Raw genomic sequence first — 16,178 nt, 5'->3', positions numbered from 1 at the left:
AAGGTCTTCCCATTGCACGACACCCGTGAAAACCGTCCGGTGCTGCGCATTCAAGGGCTGGGCAAGTCCTACGGCAATGTGGAGGTGCTGAGGGACATCGATCTCGATGTGGATCGCGGGCAGACCCTCGCCATCATCGGTCCCAGTGGTTCGGGAAAGACCACGCTGCTACGCTGTGTCAACTTCCTCGTTCCGTATGACCGGGGCGAGGTCGTCGTCGACGATGATGTCATTGGCTATCGCAGAACGGCGGCGGGACTGAAGCTGCAAAGCGATGCGGAAATCAGTCTCAAGCGTCAGAAGATCGGAATGGTCTTTCAACGCTTTGCCTTGTTTCCGCACAAGTCTGTGCTGGAAAATCTGATCGAGGGTCCCGTGCAGGTGCTACGCCAGCCGCGGCAGGCCGCGGCCGAGCGCGCCATGGCGATTCTCGCTTCCGTCGGCATGAGCGACAAGGCGGACGCCTATCCGGCCGAGCTTTCAGGAGGGCAGCAACAACGGGTGGGCATTGCGCGGGCACTCTGCATGGAACCGCTGCTGTTGCTGTTTGATGAGGCGACCTCGGCGCTGGACCCCGAACTGGTCGGCGAAGTGCTGGCTGTGATGCGGCGGCTGTCGGATGAAAAGAGGACGATGCTGGTGGTCACGCATGAGTTGAGGTTTGCGCGCGAGGCAGCTGATCGCATCGTGTTTATGGAAGCCGGCAGGATTGTCGCCGATCTTCCGACATCCGTTTTCTTCGAAGAGCCGCCTACTCCAAGGATCGCGGCATTCATCGCGGCGAGCCTGGGAAAATGATCGATTTTGCCATTGCATATCTGCCCTTGTATCTTAAAGGCGCGCTAGTGGGACTTGCGCTGACGGCGGCCGCCATGACTGGGGCGCTGATCATCGGCGTGGCCGTGGCTATGGGACGGTTGTCGCAGATCCCGCTCCTTAGGTACTTGACGATCAGCTACGTCGCAGTTTTCAGGGCCGTCCCGCCATTGGTTCTGCTCTACATCGTCTATTTCGGCTTGCCTGCATGGGCTATGGCAACGAACAGCGACGTGCTGATCGCGATTTTTTCACCGCTCGATAATCGGTTGCTGGCCGCCACTCTGGCCTTTTCTGTCAACGCTGGTGCCTACGTAGCGGAGATCGTGCGTGCTTCTATCCTGTCGATCCCCGAAGAACAGATGGAGGCGGCCCGTTCGATTGGTATGACCTACCCGAAAGCCATGCGCCGGATTATCTTGCCGCAGGCGTTCCGGACAGCGTTTCCCACGCTTTGCAACGAATTCATCATCATCCTGAAGGGCACGTCACTGGCGTCGGTGATCGGCGTCACAGAATTGATGCGCAACGCCCAGATGGTGGCATCCGCGACATTCCGAAACCTCGAGGCTTATGTGCTTGCAGCACTCCTGTATGTGGTGCTAGTGATCCTGCTGCAGCTTGCATCAGCCCGCATCGAGCGCTGGATGGGCGGGACCCGAGCAGCCGTGCGGGCATCTGCTTGAGCTTATGCTGTCTTAGGACGGGGAGGGGGCGGGAGCCATGGCTCAATCATGGGTCGGGCCGGAAACCGCCATTGAAGCCAAAGGCATTTGGAGCGTCCCGACGCGAGCGTAGGTGTCTGGGTTACATCAAAGCCGCGCCCCACACCTGATTTAGAAGCCGCGCGGGAGAGGCCCGCCCAAAAAGCGGCCGAGGTCCCTTTAGCGCGACATGCTCCATTTTGCCCTCTGGCGCGACGAGTAAGGTTTTCCTCTCATCTTCCGCTTTCTGAACAACAATCAGATAGTGAAGCCGCGTGACTTTCACGCATAACCCATAAGTTGGAAAGCATTGACTCACGCTCAAGTGCGCGCCGATCACAGGATCGCACCACAGCGCAAGAACCTTCTGACGGTCGATATGCGCCTCGGCGTAGGCGGCGGTTGAACCTGAACAGGCAATAGTGCCCCGCTTTAGGTTCCATAATCTTTCTTATCCGACTTATGGCTGTAGGCGCAAAGCTAAAATGTCGCGATTCTGCAAAGCAGGAATGTCGTTTCTGCGGACGTAGTGCCAGTCTCCCCGTCTTGAATGACGTGGGAGATTGCGAGTTGGGACTGGTTTTGATGAGCGAGCGCGAACTGCAGCGTATCGAGGTGTTGTCGAAGGTCATGGAGGGTCGACTGCGAACCGTGACGGCGGCGCATGTTCTTGGCCTGACGCCTCGACAGGTTCAGCGGCTGCTGAAGAGGTTCGCGTTCGCATGCTGCAATCACCGAGAACAAGCGGTTGGGCGAGGTGCTATCCTGGATCAAGGCCCAGCAGGACGAGGTGCGGCCGGTGCCGAAGATCAAGACCAACAGTGAGCAGACTGGGTATAAGAAGCGCGGGACGAAGCCGGGCCGCCGAACCGATTTCATGAACGATCCGGCAGTTGTTGCCCGACGTCGGCAGGCGCTTTCCCGGCACGGTGCGGCGGAACAGGAGCAATCTCGCTCGGCACAGTTCAATGAAGGGTGATTGCGGATTGCGCGTCGGATTCCAGCTTTAAGCAGGCAGCCCACAACGGTGTCTTGTGGTACGTCCCGTCCTGCAGAATAGTTAGTCCCTCGCGATCTTCATGCAGCAATCCCAGCCAGCACAGCGGGCGAAGGATGTTGTTGCGGAACTCAGATTTTTCCCTCCAGGCTTCGACCGTCATTTGTGCTTCCGCAGCCGGATATGACTCGGGCGGATATAACTCATGCACTAGGTCGTTCAGCGAACAGCCCGCTCCTGCCTTGATATTGATTAGGTTGAGAAAGACGTGCCACCAGTGCATCCGTTCCCGGACAGACTCCTGCGTCTGTCCGTCGTGGATATAAGCATAAAGATAATCCGTCGCGATCAGATCGAAGAAGGCCTGCGGTCTCGCCAAAAAGTCCCTGCCCCGTTTGGTAGGAAGCAGAGTGTCTTTCTTTCGCCGGAGAAGCCTTAGGTGGTTGAGCATGTCACGGACCGCCCAAAGCGGCGGCATGTCAGATTCATTGAGAACTTTGCTGACACTGTACAGCTCCTCGCAGGTGTAGTCGGGCCACTTGAAGTGAACAGCGGCCCAGTGCACGAACTTGCGGTTCATCGCGCCCGTCGCGGTCAACCCGATGCCACCTTTGGTGTCGGCATAGGATACCGTCATGATCATGCCGCGAAGCAGCGGCGACATCGCGGCGACGTCAATGTCAGCAAGCAGTTCGATTTTTGGAAGCATGACGTCATCCTGGTTTCCGACGCTGGAGCATAAAGCCGCCGGGAATCATTCTCCAGGGTCGCGATATTGAACTGAAAAAGCTAAAGCCGAGGAGTTCAACTGGAACGCGCCCGATCGGGCTGCGCAACCCCGACCAGCTGACGCCCGATCGGGCGCTCCCGTCGTGCCCTTCTCGCGCATCGCTGTCGCGTTTCAAACTTGCTGCGCCCTGCCCTCTGAGCGTTCCGATACGACATTTCTATTTTGCAGAGCCGGCACATTTCAGAACGGTTGCAACAATGGCTGTAGGCGGGTGCGTTCTATCTTGAAGTGCGAGATGCACCTACTCGCAGATCTTAGAGAGCTGGATAGCCCACGCTCCCTAATTCGCTTGTTCAAGGGACATCTCTCTCTTTGCTCAGAGCGGCAATTACTGTTTTAGCCAGATCCTCGACGTCATGCGTCCCATCAAGTCTAATGACCGGGACAGTTTGGTCCGAAAGCCAAGCCTCATGCCGCACGTGATTGCGGCCCGAGAATTCTGGATCATCATACCGTGATGCCCACTGCCGGAATGCAACATGAATGTCGTGCATGTCGCCACCAGGCATGATCCGGTCGCCGTAACGCTCCTTTTCGCGCGCCAGCAGACGCTTCAGCCGAACAGACGTCGGCGTGTAAATAAACACGATCAGATCTACATCATTGATGAGCGTGTCTCCCCAACCATCAAAGGAACCCGTCAGCACCCAGCCGCCACCATTTTCTTGTTCTTGTCGGATAAGGCTGACGCGCTCTTCAGGCGGGCGCTTCGTGGTGAAAGGAGGGCTCGTAGATATCCAATAGAAATCGTCGACGTCCAAATGTTGGACATTGAGCTGATGTGCCAGCCTTTCGCCCAAAGTCGTTACGCCTGCGCAAGAGGCTCCTGTGATGTATATGCGAGCGTCAGGCCCCATTTCCACCGGATAGCCTAACGGCGGTGAAGCTGACAACCCAATTGCCCGGACGGCGACCGGCTAGCCCCCGATCGGACGCTCTCGTCGTGCCTGGAGGAACAGGCCACGGCTTGAGACGACATTTCTACTTTGCAGGGATGGGAAACCCCCTGCCCTGTCTCTGCCACATGTCGGGTCTCCTTTTCCTGGTTTTGCCTTCCATTTAGAAGGCAGCGGCAGCTGGCTCGCTGCCCGGCCGCCACTGAAAGGTGCCGATCGCGTGAGCGACCAGGTCGCCGCTGTCATCGTAGACCCGAGCATCGGCGGTATAGGTCTTGCGCCCGGCGGAGAGAAGCTGACCTTCGACGCGAAGGTGTCCCCCGTCCACGGCCTTTGTGAACTGCGTCGACAGGGACAGTGTCACAGCGAGACGGCGGCGCTCACCGGCCTCGGAATGCAGCCCGGCCGCGCAGGCTGCGAAGTCAAGCATCGTGCACAACACGCCGCCATGCACGTAACCGGCGCGATTGCGATGCTCCGGTCCCACATCGAGTCCGCCTACGACTCTGCCTTCTTCGGAGTGGGTGAGACGCAAGCCGATATGGGCGAAGATCCCAATCCCGCTATAGCTGGCTGAAAGATGCTCGCTCATGTCGTCAGGACGATCTTGCCGATGGCCTGTCGGCTCACCAGCACTTCGAAGGCGCTCACGACTTCGGAAATGTCCATTGTGCGGCTCACCAGCGGTTTCAGCTTGCCCTGTTCGAACCACTCGAACAACTCCTCGAAGTTCTGCCGGTTTGCCTCCGGATCCTTGTCGCGGAACGTACCGAAGAACACCCCGACAAGAGCGCAGCCCTTGAGCAGCAGCAGATTGGCGGGCACGCGCGGGATCGTTCCGGAAGCGAAGCCGACAACGAGCACGCGTCCCTCCCACGCGCTGGCTCGCACAGCTTCCTCGAGGAAGTCTCCACCGACGGGATCATATGCGACATCGGCTCCTTTACCGCCGGTGATTTCCTTGACACGGTCCTTCACGGATTCGCTCTGATAATCGATCAGGTGGTCGGCGCCGGCGTCAGCGGCGACCTTCAGCTTCTCCTGGCTGCTCGCGGCAGCGATAACGGTTGCGCCCATTGCCTTGCCGATTTCGACCGCAGCAAGACCGACACCGCCGCTCGCGCCAAGCACAAGAAGCGTCTCGCCAGATTTCAAGCGGGCACGTTGCTTCAGTGCATGCATACTGGTGCCGTAGGTCATGGAGAAGCCGGCGGCTGTCACGGCGTCCATGCCCTCGGGCCGTCTCAGCAGGCGCGACGTTCGTACATTTGCAGCTTCGGCGAAAGCGCCCAGGCCGACCATGCCAATGACCTTCATGCCAGGCCTGAAATCACCGGCCCCCTCCCCGACCACTTCGACGACGCCAGCAAGCTCGGCTCCCGGCACGAAGGGCCGATCCGGCCGCACCTGGTACTTCCCCTGCACCATCAGCGTGTCGGGAAAGTTGACCCCGGCCGCCTCAACCCGGATGCGGGCCTGACCTGATTGGGGTGGAGGCAGGTCGAAGTGTTCGACGGCCAGCGACTCGAACGAGCCGAATTCCTTGCAGATGACGGCTCTCATTACACTTCTCCAGTTACTGGCCGCTTCGGGGCATAATCAGAGGGAGTATCCAAGCCTCAAGCGCAGATGCAAAGCGCGTCGACGATGCGTACGTCACCGGTCCCCTTGCGAACCACAATCGGGTTGATGTCACAGGCAATCATGATGCCACGCAGGTCGCTGGCGAGTTGCGACAGCTTCACCGCAGCATCCGCCAGATGGGAGAGGTCGGTCACGGGGATCAGGTTTCGATGTCCGCTAAGCACCTTGGCCAGTTTTGTTTTTGCCAGCATCTCCGTCGCGGTGGCCTCGTCGAACGGCGCGAGCTTGACGGCACGGTCGGCCATCACCTCGACCAGAGTCCCACCGCTCCCGACCACCACCAACGGGCCGAACGGCTCGGCGGCGGTAAATCCGGCCATGGCCTCGACACCGCCGACGATTTGCTCCTGTAATTCGTAGCCGTCGATCACGACGCCAGGTCTGGCCTTCGCGACGTTCCTACCGATCCGAGCGATCGCTTCGCGCAGGCTCTCCACATCCCCAACTCCCACGACCACGCCGCCGACATCCGAGCGATGCTGGATGTCCCGCGCCGCGACCTTCACCACCATCGGAAAACCGATCTCGCCACAGCGTTCTGCGGCCTCATCCGCCTCGCCGACAATAATCGACCTCACGACCGGCAGCCCGTACTCATGCAAAATACGGAAACTGCGCTTCGGGCTAAGCGGACCTGAAAGACGTGATAGCTCGGCGCGGATCTCACTGGCCCGAGGATGAAATGGCTCGCGGCCTGGGCTTCGCTCCTTCGCCCAGGCGCCAGCTATGTCCTTGCGGCCAAGCCGCAGATTACCAACAGCCCGAAGGCCGGGCGTCAAGCCACGGATCAGCGGCACGTTGTGCCTTGCAAGCAGGTCGCGCACACCCGGATCTACATTCTCCGACGTCGGCGACACGACGACCATTGGTTTCGGAGCGGCGCTGCCAGTTTCGGCATAGACGTTCAGGATGCCCATGTAGTTCGCCAGCGTTGCCGGGTTCAGGCTCTCCTGGGTGTCTTGAAAGGCAACGACCGCTCCGACATTCCGGTCATCGAACACGGCGGCGATAGCCTCTGGTGTATCGCGGTCGTCGACATTGACGGTTGCGCCGAAATCGATCGGATTGCTGCCGGAACCGCCGGGCAACGCTTTCAGCAGCCGCTGCTTCGTTGCCTCGCCGAAGGTTGCTACGCCAATGCCGTTCAGTTCGGCAACGTCGCACGCAAGCGCGGTCTGTCCGCCGGAGATGCCGATGATGCCGAGATCCGTACCGCCGACCATTTTCCGGGCAATGGCCGCGCATTCCAGGGACGCGATCAGTTCGTCATAATCGGCCACAGTGGCGATATTGGTGGAGTGGAAGAAGTCGTTGTAGGCGTCGCTGTCGCTGACGAGCGCTCCGGTGTGAGCCTGCGTTGCTGCCAAGCCGGAAGCCGTGCGCCCCACCTTCAGTACGACTAACGACTTGCCGGCCGCGTGGACCGCCTCCGCTGCGAGGGCAAGTGCGACTGGGTCCTTGATCGACTCGGCGACGACGCCGATCGTGGTCGTGGAATCGTCGTCGGCCAGCCAACGGATGTAGTCTGCGGCACCGACATGAAACTCGCTGCCCATGGTCACGACCTTGGACAATCCAGCCACGGTGGAGTTCATGACAGAGATCGCGGCCGAGCCCGACTGAGCCACCAGCGCGACCTTGCCGGGACGCAGTCGCAAGGAAGGTCGCGACGGGTAAAGCGGGATGGAATCGGTAAAGTTCACCAGGCCCATGCAGTTGGGGCCGTGGACGATGAGGCGGCTCCTGCCGCTCATCTCGCGGATGGAGCGCTCTTCCTCGCCGGAGAAGCCGTTGGTGAAGACGATTGCGGAGCGGACGGGACTATCCTCGAGCTCGTCCAGGATCGGCTTCACCTGTGCCGCCGGAATGGCGACGATGGCTAGATCGGTCTCGGACGGCAGTTCGGCCACGCTGTTCACTGCAGACAGACCGTCGATCTCCTTCGCCTGCGGATGGACCGGGAGTACCGCGCCCTTGTAACCCCAGTCCTTGAGATTGCTGATGACCACATTGCCTTGCGTCATCCGCTTCGCGGACGCGCCGATAATTGCGACCGAACGAGGCCGCACCATGGAAGAGACGTCTATATGCAATGTCGTGTCCTTTGGTCGCAAGGAGGCCGCATGCAGCCGGAATGGCTGCATGGCTCGCCCATCTGGGGAAAGTGGTGGTGGTTACTGCTCGCTGGCCGGAAGCCACGCTTCCGCCCAGTTGGGATGGGTGTTGAACGAGAAGTTGAACTGGGCATCGAGCCCCTTCAGGTTCGTCGTCACCGCCTCGTAGACCTGCGCGTTGGTGAGCTGCAGTTGGTTCAGGTCGCGGGCGACGATCTCGGCGTATTTGCGGTAGGGTTCGCGTTGCTTGCCGAGAGGCGCGGCCGAGGCGGCCAGTGCAGCGGCATCGAACTCAGGGTTGCAATAGCCGGTCGGGTTGGCATAGGGCACGCTGCCCTCGTTGCACACGAAGCTGCGGTCTACGCCGAGGACGGGATTGGTACGCCCGGTGAGCGAGATAACCGATGCGTCGAAGTCGCGTTTCTTATAGACCTTGTTGGTCCAGATCTGCTGGTCGAGCGCGGCCAGCTTCACGTCGATGCCGATCGCCGACCATTGCGACTGCACCACCTGGGCGACGGAATTGTAAGGCTGGACCGAGATGACGGCGAGCTCGAGGCTGAAGCGCTTGCCGTCCTTCAGCGGGTACCCTGCCTCATCGAGCAGCTTGCCGGCCTTCTCCGGGTCGAAGGGATATAGCTTGTCGTAATCGACGGACGGATCGTGGAGCTCCTTGAACTGGGTCGGAATGGCGTTCTTCGCCGGGCTGGCAAGCCCCTGATAGACGTCCTGCGCGATACGCTCGCGGTCGATGGCATGGAAGAGCGCCTGACGCACCTTGGCGTTCGTGAGAGGCTCTCGCGTCAAGTTGAGGTCGACGACGGCCGTCTCGGGTGCGTTGTTGACGATCTGGACGACCTTGAACTTGCCGTTCTCGGCAGCCTCCTGCGTAGCCTTCACCTGCGACACCTCCGGCCGGAACCAGTTCACTTCCCCATTGATGATGGCGTTCAGCCGCTGCTGCGGATTCGGAATCAGCGCGAAGATGACCGAGTCGAGATAGGGCTTGCCCTGATCCCAATAGTTCTCGTTACGCACGAAGGTGATCGACTGTCCGCTTTGCCAGCTGTCGAACTTGAAGGGTCCGAGCCCGACGGGTGCCAGGTTGGCCGGATGGGTGGCCACGTCCTGGCCGTCATAAATGTGCTTCGGCATCAGCGGGAAGACCTCCTTGTCGAAGAGATCGAGCGTCGCCGTCAGCGGCTGCTTAAGCTTGAGAACGAAAGTCGTGGCGTCGGGTGCGGAGGCATCCTCGACAAGCGGGATGAGCTTCGTGAGATAGGTATTGTACTTGCCGAATGCCTTCAGGGTGAACACGACGTCTTCGGCCGTGAAAGGCTGGCCATCCGACCACTTTACGCCTTCGCGTAGCTTGAACGTATAGGTCTTGCCGTCCTCCGAAGCCTCCCACGATGTCGCCAGGCGCGGCAGTCGGTTACCTTCCCGGTCGTAGGTCATCAGGCCATCGGCCCACACGTCGGCCGCGAACAGTGCCGGCACCGAAGAGGTGAGCTGGGTGTTGAGGGTCGGAATGGTCGTCGAGTTCAACGCCGCAATGACGGTGCCCCCCTTTTCGGGCGTCCCCTCCTCCGCACGAGCCGTCATCGCAAATACGCTGATGCCGGCAGCGAGCACCGCTGCAGACACTCGGATTGCGGTCTTCCCTGGATACCACTGCTTCACTGTCTCTCTCCCTTGTTGACCAGTGTAGGCACTGTTCCTTCCCTCGACGGGGACGGCTTTTTGGATGCGGACGCCGCAACCAATCCCATGAGTTCTTCGGCGCGATGGCAGGCAACCTGCGTCGCCCCGCCAGCGACGGGGCGCAGGGCAGGTTCCTCGGCTGCGCATCTTTCGATGGCGGAAGGGCAGCGATTCCTGAAGCGGCAGCCTCCGGCACCCTTAAGAGCGCGGGGTGGAACCGGGCGCTCGGCCGCGAGCGATCTGATGCGCCCTGCCCGCGGGTCGGGCGCCAGCCGCGCGTCGAGCAGAAGCCTCGTATAGGGATGGACGGGACGCGTGTAGACATCCGCGCCGATCTCCACGATGCGGCCGCGATACATCACCGCCGTGCGGTCGGCGATCGACTGCATCGCGCCGAGGTCGTGGCTGATCACCACGAAACCCACATTCGTGCGCTTCCGCAGGTCCATCATAAGCCGCAGGACTTGGGCCTGGATCGACATGTCGAGGCTCGACAGGGGCTCGTCTGCAATGATCACCTTCGGCTCCAGCATCATGGCCCGTGCAATTGCGATACGCTGTTGCTGGCCCCCCGAAAGCTGATGCGGAAACCGGTCGAGGTACTGCTCGGCCGGGGTCAGGCCGACGGAGGCGAGTTGCTTCTGGATGAAAGTTCGTTCGTTTGCCCGGCTTGCCAGTTCGTAGCGGCGGACGATGTAGCCGAGGGTCCGTTCGACCGTCATCATGGGGTTGAGCGAGGATGCCGGATCCTGGAATACCGCCTGGACCTGCCGCCGGTATTCCTCGCGCTGTCGCTTGTCGAGGCGAGCCAGTGAAACGCCGTGGAACTTGACGTCCCCGCCTGACGGCGGCTGCAGCATCAGCAACAGCTTGGCCAGCGTGCTCTTGCCAGAGCCGGATTCTCCGACGATTGCCAGCGTCTCGCCTTCGCGCACCTCCAGGTTCACGTCCACCGCCGCATGAACAGTTGTCCAGCCCCACCCGCTGGTCTTGCGGCTCCTGTAGCTGCGGGCGATGCCACAGAGACTGAGGATGGGCTGAGTCATGCGCGAGCCCTCGTCTCGTCAGTGCGATGGGCGCTGAGGTCGACCAGCCGAGCCGAATAGGGATGCTGAGGACGCTCGAACAGATCGACCGTGGAAGCCGATTCCAGCACCTTGCCGGTCTGCATCACGTAGACGCGATCGCACATCTCGGCGACCACGCCGAGGTCATGGGTGATGATCGCAACGGCCATGTTCCGGTTCTTGTGCAGCCGGTAGAGCATCTGGAGCACCTGCAACTGGACCGTCGCGTCCAGAGCGGTCGTGGGTTCGTCGGCGAACAGAAGCTTTGGGTCGCTGGCAAGCGCCATGGCGATCATGACCCGCTGGCGCATGCCTCCTGATAGTTCGTGCGGATACCGCCGCGCGACCGACTTTGGATCCGGGAACCCGACTTCATCGAGCAGGTCGTTGACGCGACTGCTCTCCGAGCGACTGCGAGCATCTGGAGAAAGCGCTTCGGCGATCTGTCGCCCCACGCGTTGCGTTGGGTTCAAATAGCCGAGTGGATCCTGGAAGATCATCGAGAAGCCGCGGGAACGCCGCAGAAGGCGCAGCTCGCGATCCGGCATGGCGAGCAAGTCGCGACCTTCGAAACGTACATCGCCCGCGATCTGATCGACGCGCAGGTTCAGCATCAAGCGGGAGATCGCGCGGATCAGGGTGCTCTTGCCCGACCCCGATTCGCCCACCACGCCAACGCATTCACCCGCATTCACGTCAAAGTCGACATCGTCGACGGCACGGACAAGCCGATCCCCGACGCGGAAATGCACTTTGAGATTGCGCACCTGGAGCAACGGCGGCGGCACGGCAGGGCTAAGGGAAACCTTCATTGAAGTCCTCCCACACCACGCGTGCTGCGCGGATCGAACACCTCATTGAGCCCGTCGGCGAACAAGTTGAGCCCAACCACGGTGATGCAGATTGCAGCACCGGGGAAAACGCTCATCCACCAGGCGCTGTCCATGTAGTCCTGCGCCACGAAGAGCAGTTGGCCCCAGCTTACCATCGAAGGATCGGAAAGGCCGAGGAACCCGAGACCAGCCTCGATGAGGATCGCCACGCTGGCATCCAACGCGATCTGCACGATCACCGGCTGCGCAGCATTGGGTAGGATCTCGCGAAAGATGATGTGGCGGGTAGACAGGCCCGCGACGCGCGCAGCCGCAACGAAATCGCGCTCGCGCAGTTTGATGAACTGGCCGTAGATAAGGCGCGCCTCCAACGGCCAGATGGCCAGAGCGACTGCTGTGATCAGAAGCCAGAAGTTGGAACCGAACAATGCCACGGCACACAGCACCAGCATGATGACCGGAAGCGTCTGGAACAGCTCGATGACGCGCATCATCACGGCTTCCACCGGTCCTCGGAAGTAGCCGGCGAGGATGCCTATCGTGCCGCCTACCAGCAGCGCGGCGAGCGCCGCACCGATGCCCACCAGCAGCGACGAGCGTGCGCCATACAGGATCAGCGAGAACAGATCGCGCCCGATGTTGTCGGTGCCGAACAGAAACTGGGCAGATGGCGGAGCGAGACTCCCGGAAGTCTGCTGGAGCGGCGTGAACGGTGCCAGGACAGGTGCCAGGATCGCGATCAGCGCCAACGTTCCAAGAATGACCGCGCCAATTGCGCCGTGGCGCGTGCCCATCAGATTGCCGGTCATCTGGCGCCAGCGGGCCGTATGTTTAACGGGGGCTGCGGGTGCTTGGAAGGATGCGCTCATGACACCGTCACCTCGCCGTCCGGATGCGCGGATCGAGCAGCGCGTAGAGAATGTCGACCACGAGGTTCATCACAATCACGGCAATCGCCGAGAAGATGACCACGCCGACGACCGTGAGGTTGTCGCGAAGGCGGATGGAATCGACCAGCAGCAGGCCGAGCCCCGGCCAGGTAAAGACCGTTTCGAGTAGCACCGCGCCGCCGAGTGCCGAGCCGAAAGCGTAGCCGGCGATCGTGACCAGCGGCAGGCTGGAATTACGCAGCACATGTCGCCTGACGATCTGGTTGCGGCTGAGGCCCTTGGCGCGCGCTGTGATGACATAGCCCTGCGCGAGCGTGTCGATGACGCTGGCACGCATGATCCGGGCGAAGCGCATGCCCTCGTGAATGGCGAAAGCGAGAGCGGGAAGCGCGAGATAGCGTGCACGTTCCATGATCCAATCGAAGCCGTGGGCGCGCGAGACGAGCGGCCCGATTCCCTGGGTAGGCAGCCAGCCGAGCCGCAGTGCGAAGAACATGATGAGCAACTGTCCCAACCAGAAGGTCGGAATTGCGTAGGCGACGAGAGCTGTCGTGGTCAGCACGTTATCGGTGCGCGGGTTCCGCGATGTTCCGCTGAGCACGCCTACCAGCATGCCGAGCGGGATCGCCACTGCGAAACCGACCGACGCAAGCAGGATGGTCCGCGGTGCCCGCTCGAGGACGAGATCGAGCACGGGCCGCTGATGCTGGTAGGAGAAGCCGAAATCTCCTTGCAGGACCGAGATCAGATAACTGCCGACCTGCACTGTAAGCGGCTCGTTAAGCCTGTATTTCTCCTCGATCGCCTCCCTGAACGCAGGCGGGACCGGGTAGTCACCCACCAGGGACTGCACCGGATCGCCAGGGATCAGGTGCAGCAATACGAACATTACGATGATAACCACTGGGATCAGCGGCAGCGCATAGAGGGCACGCTGGAGCATGAAGCGAAGCATCTTCGCCTCCCGGGGCTCAGAGGCGGTGGAAGTTGGCGGCGTTTCCGTACAGCCACTTCTCGATGACCTTCTCCTTCAATGGCAGGTTCTTGTAGTCCTCGATGAGAGACTCGAAGGACGCGCCGAAGAGGTATCGAGAAAGGCCGACCATGACCTTGTCCTGAAGCAGCGTGTTGCCGAACTGCATGAACTGCTCCCAGCCTGAGCCGGGTTGGGCGAAGTAGCGCGGGTGATGGGCTGCTGTGTCGACGTAGAGGTTCGGATGCCGACGCAGCAGCGCTACCATCTCGTTGACCCAGGGCCACCCGGCGAGACCGGCCACGATCCGCAGCTCGGGGAAATCGACTGCAACGTCGTCCAGATAGCGCGGGTGTCCGAGATCATAGGGCCGATCGTTGGCGTAGTTCATCGCCGTGTAGATACGTACCGGAACGTCGAGCTCCGCAGCCTTGGCGTAGAGCGGATAGTAGCGGCGGTCGTTTGCTGTGACACCATTATAGAGCGCCGACAGACGCAGGCCGTTGGCGCCCTCGTCCTTGACGAGCCTCTCGAACTCCCTCACCGCACGCATTCCGTCGGTGGGATCGAAAGTCACGAAAGTGAAGAAGCGCCCGGGATACTGAGCGTGGATCTTGCCGGTTGCGCTGTTCTCGGCGCCCACGAGCAGACCGCACTGGATGTTGGCGCGATCCATGTCTTCTACCAGTTGCTTGATTCCGCCATCGGGCTCGGGCGCTGCCTCCGCATCACCGCGCTCTCTTGCGCGAAAAACCCGGGCGTAATTGTCGAACCCATAGCCCTGGGGGCGTGGTAGCGGCTGCGCAAATGGCGTGCCCGGTCGGCCATGGGCGATCCGGTCTAGCTCGGGGTTTGCCTCCGAGCGTGGAAGCCCAATCTCCATATCGATCACACGTGTCATTTGGCCTTCCTCCCATATTCCCACCACTGAAATGCCTCCAGCTGGATGGATGTAGGTTCCTGCACTCAAAGCGTTGTGTCAATATGTTTGTCAAAGCCAATCAAATATGTTCATTATGTTGACATTTCTGGCATTGCTATACAAATATATTGTGCAACACGGCATTGATGCTGGCGTATGTGGTTGAAAAGCCAGCACTTGTATGGATGATGCGGCGCAACACACGCTCCGTTGCGGAAGGTTCGGGAGGCGCATTGGTGGACGACGAGGTCGGGGGCGAGATCGGGCGCGACACAGGATTTGCTACCACGCTTGCCAAGGGGCTTGAGGTCCTGAGGGCTTTTCGCCCGAACCGCATCTCGATGAGCAACATGGAAATCGCGGCGCAGACCGGGATCAATAGGGCCACTGTTGCGCGGCTGACCTACACCCTTGTGAAGCTCGGATACCTCAAGCAGGACAGGTCAAAATTTCGGCTGAGCTGGGGAGCGCTCATGTTGGTCAACCCGCTTCTCGCGGACGCAAAAATCCTGCAGATAGCCCGCCCGTCAATGCAGAAGCTGGCCCAGGACCTGGGCGGCACAGTTTCCATCGGGGTCATCGATCGCGCCAACTTCGTCTACATCGAGACGTCGCGCGTCAACGAGAACGTATGGACTTCGCAAGACCTGGGCACGATCGGCCCGCTGCTGCCGGCCACTATCGGCCACGCGCTGTGCGCGCAGCTGACGGAGGCCGAGTACGCGGCGAAGCTCGAAGAAATGCGGGTGTCATCGCCCGAACTCTGGGCGAAGTATGGTGATGCCTTTGCCGAGGGCGTCGAATCCTGTCGCACCCGCGGTTTTTCGGTGGTGCGGGGAACCTGGATTCCCGGTACGCATTCCGCAGGAGTGCCTCTCCTGCGAGACAAGAACGGCGAATGCTTCGCGATGAACTGCCGCGTCCCGATCTTCCGGCTCAGCGGCAACCAGATCGAGGAAGAGGTTGCGCCAAGATTGAAGTACCTGGCGGAGAGTGTTCGAAATCAGTTCTCTTTCATAAAGCCCTGAAGGGGAGCCGCGCCGCTTGTTCGTCCTCTGGATGCAAAACGTAAGAACCGGGTAGCCAACCATGAGAAAGATCGTTTCACTTCGTACATCATTCTCGGCAGTGCCAGGCAATGATCCAGAGCCATCCAATGACCCCAACCATCACAGCCTTTGAACGATCGCCCGACCGCGGCAAGGGACAGGCACGTGACATGCGTGTCCGTTGGGCGCTTGAAGAAGTGGGCCAACCTTACGACGTGCGTCTTGTTTCGTTCAGCGCGATGAAGGAACCCGCGCATCGTGCGCTCCATCCTTTCGGGCAGATTCCGACCTATGAAGAAGGCGATCTCGCCCTATTCGAGTCGGGAGCAATCGTGTTCCATATCGCGGAGCGGCATCGCGGCTTGCTGCCGGACAACGCGAACGCCCGGGCGCGCGCCATCACATGGATGTTTGCTGCGCTTAGCACGCTGGAGCCGCCGATCGTTGATCGGGAAATCGCTACGCTCCTGGAGCGCGGCGAGACCTGGTACGAGCAGCGCCTGCCTGTCGTCGAAGATCGCATCCGTGGCCGGCTGGGCGAACTTTCCCGCCGCCTGGGCGATGCCGACTGGCTCGACGGTGCGTTCAGCGCCGGTGATCTTCTGATGGTGGCGGTGCTGCGGAGGTTGAACGGATCGGGGATACTTGCGGAATATCCGAATCTCTCCGCCTATGTCGCTCGCGGCGAAGCACGGCCGGCCTTCAAGCGTGCTTTCGATGCTCAATTGGCGGCTTTCACCGCTGCAGCATCGACCGGCCGATGAGGCCCCATCGGAACG

The 16,178-nt window shown here is 60.8% G+C and carries 17 protein-coding genes; 6 read left to right on the top strand and 11 right to left on the bottom strand.

The features are described 5' to 3' along the window. Positions 1-12 precede the first annotated feature (12 nt). The 4 genes from ACCO56_RS13310 (at position 13) to ACCO56_RS13295 (ending at position 2,499) form a co-directional block, all read left to right on the top strand. Positions 13-798 carry an amino acid ABC transporter ATP-binding protein gene (locus ACCO56_RS13310; protein ID WP_433641235.1) on the top strand — a complete coding sequence of 262 codons (786 nt, stop codon included), beginning with the start codon at positions 13-15 and terminating at the stop codon, positions 796-798. Then, on the top strand, positions 795-1,502 hold the full coding sequence (locus ACCO56_RS13305; protein WP_433641234.1) for an amino acid ABC transporter permease: 708 nt from the start codon (positions 795-797) through the stop codon (positions 1,500-1,502). The genes ACCO56_RS13310 and ACCO56_RS13305 overlap by 4 nt, the downstream gene beginning before the upstream one ends. Positions 1,503-1,982: 480 nt before the next feature. Then, positions 1,983-2,345, top strand: a complete 363-nt coding sequence (locus tag ACCO56_RS13300) for a helix-turn-helix domain-containing protein (RefSeq protein ID WP_433641233.1) — start codon at positions 1,983-1,985, stop codon at positions 2,343-2,345. Beyond that, a complete protein-coding gene (locus tag ACCO56_RS13295; RefSeq protein ID WP_433641525.1) occupies positions 2,269-2,499 on the top strand; it encodes a hypothetical protein in 231 nt (76 codons plus the stop codon). The genes ACCO56_RS13300 and ACCO56_RS13295 overlap by 77 nt, the downstream gene beginning before the upstream one ends. Here the strand turns inward: ACCO56_RS13295 and ACCO56_RS13290 are convergent. From ACCO56_RS13290 to ACCO56_RS13240, 11 genes are all read right to left on the bottom strand, one after another. Beyond that, positions 2,486-3,226: a hypothetical protein gene (locus ACCO56_RS13290; protein WP_433641232.1), complete on the bottom strand. Its 741-nt coding sequence runs from the start codon at positions 3,224-3,226 to the stop codon at positions 2,486-2,488. The two genes, ACCO56_RS13295 and ACCO56_RS13290, sit on opposite strands and share 14 nt — an antisense overlap. Positions 3,227-3,600: 374 nt before the next feature. Continuing rightward, a complete protein-coding gene (locus ACCO56_RS13285; RefSeq protein WP_433641516.1) occupies positions 3,601-4,164 on the bottom strand; it encodes an ATP-binding protein in 564 nt (187 codons plus the stop codon). 202 nt (positions 4,165-4,366) lie between these two features. After that, positions 4,367-4,795, bottom strand: coding sequence for a PaaI family thioesterase (locus ACCO56_RS13280; RefSeq protein ID WP_433641231.1), 429 nt, complete (start codon positions 4,793-4,795; stop codon positions 4,367-4,369). Then, positions 4,792-5,766 carry an NADPH:quinone oxidoreductase family protein gene (locus ACCO56_RS13275; RefSeq protein WP_433641230.1) on the bottom strand — a complete coding sequence of 325 codons (975 nt, stop codon included), beginning with the start codon at positions 5,764-5,766 and terminating at the stop codon, positions 4,792-4,794. Before ACCO56_RS13275 ends, ACCO56_RS13280 begins: the two co-directional genes overlap by 4 nt. Before the next feature lie 56 nt (positions 5,767-5,822). Beyond that, positions 5,823-7,940 (bottom strand): acetate--CoA ligase family protein, encoded by a 2,118-nt coding sequence (locus ACCO56_RS13270; protein ID WP_433641229.1) that lies wholly within the window; start codon positions 7,938-7,940, stop codon positions 5,823-5,825. Positions 7,941-8,021: 81 nt separating this feature from the next. Next, on the bottom strand, positions 8,022-9,608 hold the full coding sequence (locus tag ACCO56_RS13265; protein WP_433641228.1) for an ABC transporter substrate-binding protein: 1,587 nt from the start codon (positions 9,606-9,608) through the stop codon (positions 8,022-8,024). A 32-nt stretch (positions 9,609-9,640) separates the two neighbouring features. Next, positions 9,641-10,711 carry an oligopeptide/dipeptide ABC transporter ATP-binding protein gene (locus tag ACCO56_RS13260; protein WP_433641227.1) on the bottom strand — a complete coding sequence of 357 codons (1,071 nt, stop codon included), beginning with the start codon at positions 10,709-10,711 and terminating at the stop codon, positions 9,641-9,643. Next, positions 10,708-11,544 carry an ABC transporter ATP-binding protein gene (locus tag ACCO56_RS13255; protein ID WP_433641226.1) on the bottom strand — a complete coding sequence of 279 codons (837 nt, stop codon included), beginning with the start codon at positions 11,542-11,544 and terminating at the stop codon, positions 10,708-10,710. The genes ACCO56_RS13260 and ACCO56_RS13255 overlap by 4 nt, the downstream gene beginning before the upstream one ends. Beyond that, on the bottom strand, positions 11,541-12,434 hold the full coding sequence (locus ACCO56_RS13250) for an ABC transporter permease (protein ID WP_433641225.1): 894 nt from the start codon (positions 12,432-12,434) through the stop codon (positions 11,541-11,543). The genes ACCO56_RS13255 and ACCO56_RS13250 overlap by 4 nt, the downstream gene beginning before the upstream one ends. Before the next feature lie 7 nt (positions 12,435-12,441). Then, complete coding sequence (locus ACCO56_RS13245; protein WP_433641224.1) at positions 12,442-13,410, bottom strand: ABC transporter permease; 969 nt, start codon at positions 13,408-13,410, stop codon at positions 12,442-12,444. A 16-nt stretch (positions 13,411-13,426) separates the two neighbouring features. Next, on the bottom strand, positions 13,427-14,329 hold the full coding sequence (locus ACCO56_RS13240; RefSeq protein WP_433641223.1) for an amidohydrolase family protein: 903 nt from the start codon (positions 14,327-14,329) through the stop codon (positions 13,427-13,429). Positions 14,330-14,586: 257 nt separating this feature from the next. On the opposite strand from ACCO56_RS13240, the gene ACCO56_RS13235 reads away from it, so the two are divergent. Beyond that, a complete protein-coding gene (locus tag ACCO56_RS13235) occupies positions 14,587-15,378 on the top strand; it encodes an IclR family transcriptional regulator (protein ID WP_433641222.1) in 792 nt (263 codons plus the stop codon). A 128-nt stretch (positions 15,379-15,506) separates the two neighbouring features. Next, complete coding sequence (locus tag ACCO56_RS13230) at positions 15,507-16,163, top strand: glutathione S-transferase family protein (RefSeq protein WP_433641221.1); 657 nt, start codon at positions 15,507-15,509, stop codon at positions 16,161-16,163. Positions 16,164-16,178 lie beyond the last annotated feature (15 nt).

Origin of the sequence: Mesorhizobium sp. 1B3 (genome assembly GCF_050958605.1) — a bacterium.
Lineage (GTDB): Bacteria > Pseudomonadota > Alphaproteobacteria > Rhizobiales > Rhizobiaceae.
The sequence above is the reverse complement of the archived record's forward strand: the minus strand, read 5'-3'. Positions and strand labels throughout refer to the sequence as shown.

What these genes read in the sequence shown, in the direction of transcription:
- ACCO56_RS13280 (WP_433641231.1), bottom strand. Translation starts at nt 4,795, where the DNA reads ATGAGCGAGCATCTTTCAGCCAGCTATAGCGGGATTGGGATCTTCGCC.
- ACCO56_RS13230 (WP_433641221.1), top strand. Translation starts at nt 15,507, where the DNA reads ATGACCCCAACCATCACAGCCTTTGAACGATCGCCCGACCGCGGCAAG.
- ACCO56_RS13260 (WP_433641227.1), bottom strand. Translation starts at nt 10,711, where the DNA reads ATGACTCAGCCCATCCTCAGTCTCTGTGGCATCGCCCGCAGCTACAGG.
- ACCO56_RS13250 (WP_433641225.1), bottom strand. Translation starts at nt 12,434, where the DNA reads ATGAGCGCATCCTTCCAAGCACCCGCAGCCCCCGTTAAACATACGGCC.
- ACCO56_RS13290 (WP_433641232.1), bottom strand. Translation starts at nt 3,226, where the DNA reads ATGCTTCCAAAAATCGAACTGCTTGCTGACATTGACGTCGCCGCGATG.
- ACCO56_RS13305 (WP_433641234.1), top strand. Translation starts at nt 795, where the DNA reads ATGATCGATTTTGCCATTGCATATCTGCCCTTGTATCTTAAAGGCGCG.
- ACCO56_RS13285 (WP_433641516.1), bottom strand. Translation starts at nt 4,164, where the DNA reads ATGGGGCCTGACGCTCGCATATACATCACAGGAGCCTCTTGCGCAGGC.
- ACCO56_RS13245 (WP_433641224.1), bottom strand. Translation starts at nt 13,410, where the DNA reads ATGCTTCGCTTCATGCTCCAGCGTGCCCTCTATGCGCTGCCGCTGATC.
- ACCO56_RS13275 (WP_433641230.1), bottom strand. Translation starts at nt 5,766, where the DNA reads ATGAGAGCCGTCATCTGCAAGGAATTCGGCTCGTTCGAGTCGCTGGCC.
- ACCO56_RS13300 (WP_433641233.1), top strand. Translation starts at nt 1,983, where the DNA reads ATGGCTGTAGGCGCAAAGCTAAAATGTCGCGATTCTGCAAAGCAGGAA.
- ACCO56_RS13255 (WP_433641226.1), bottom strand. Translation starts at nt 11,544, where the DNA reads ATGAAGGTTTCCCTTAGCCCTGCCGTGCCGCCGCCGTTGCTCCAGGTG.
- ACCO56_RS13240 (WP_433641223.1), bottom strand. Translation starts at nt 14,329, where the DNA reads ATGACACGTGTGATCGATATGGAGATTGGGCTTCCACGCTCGGAGGCA.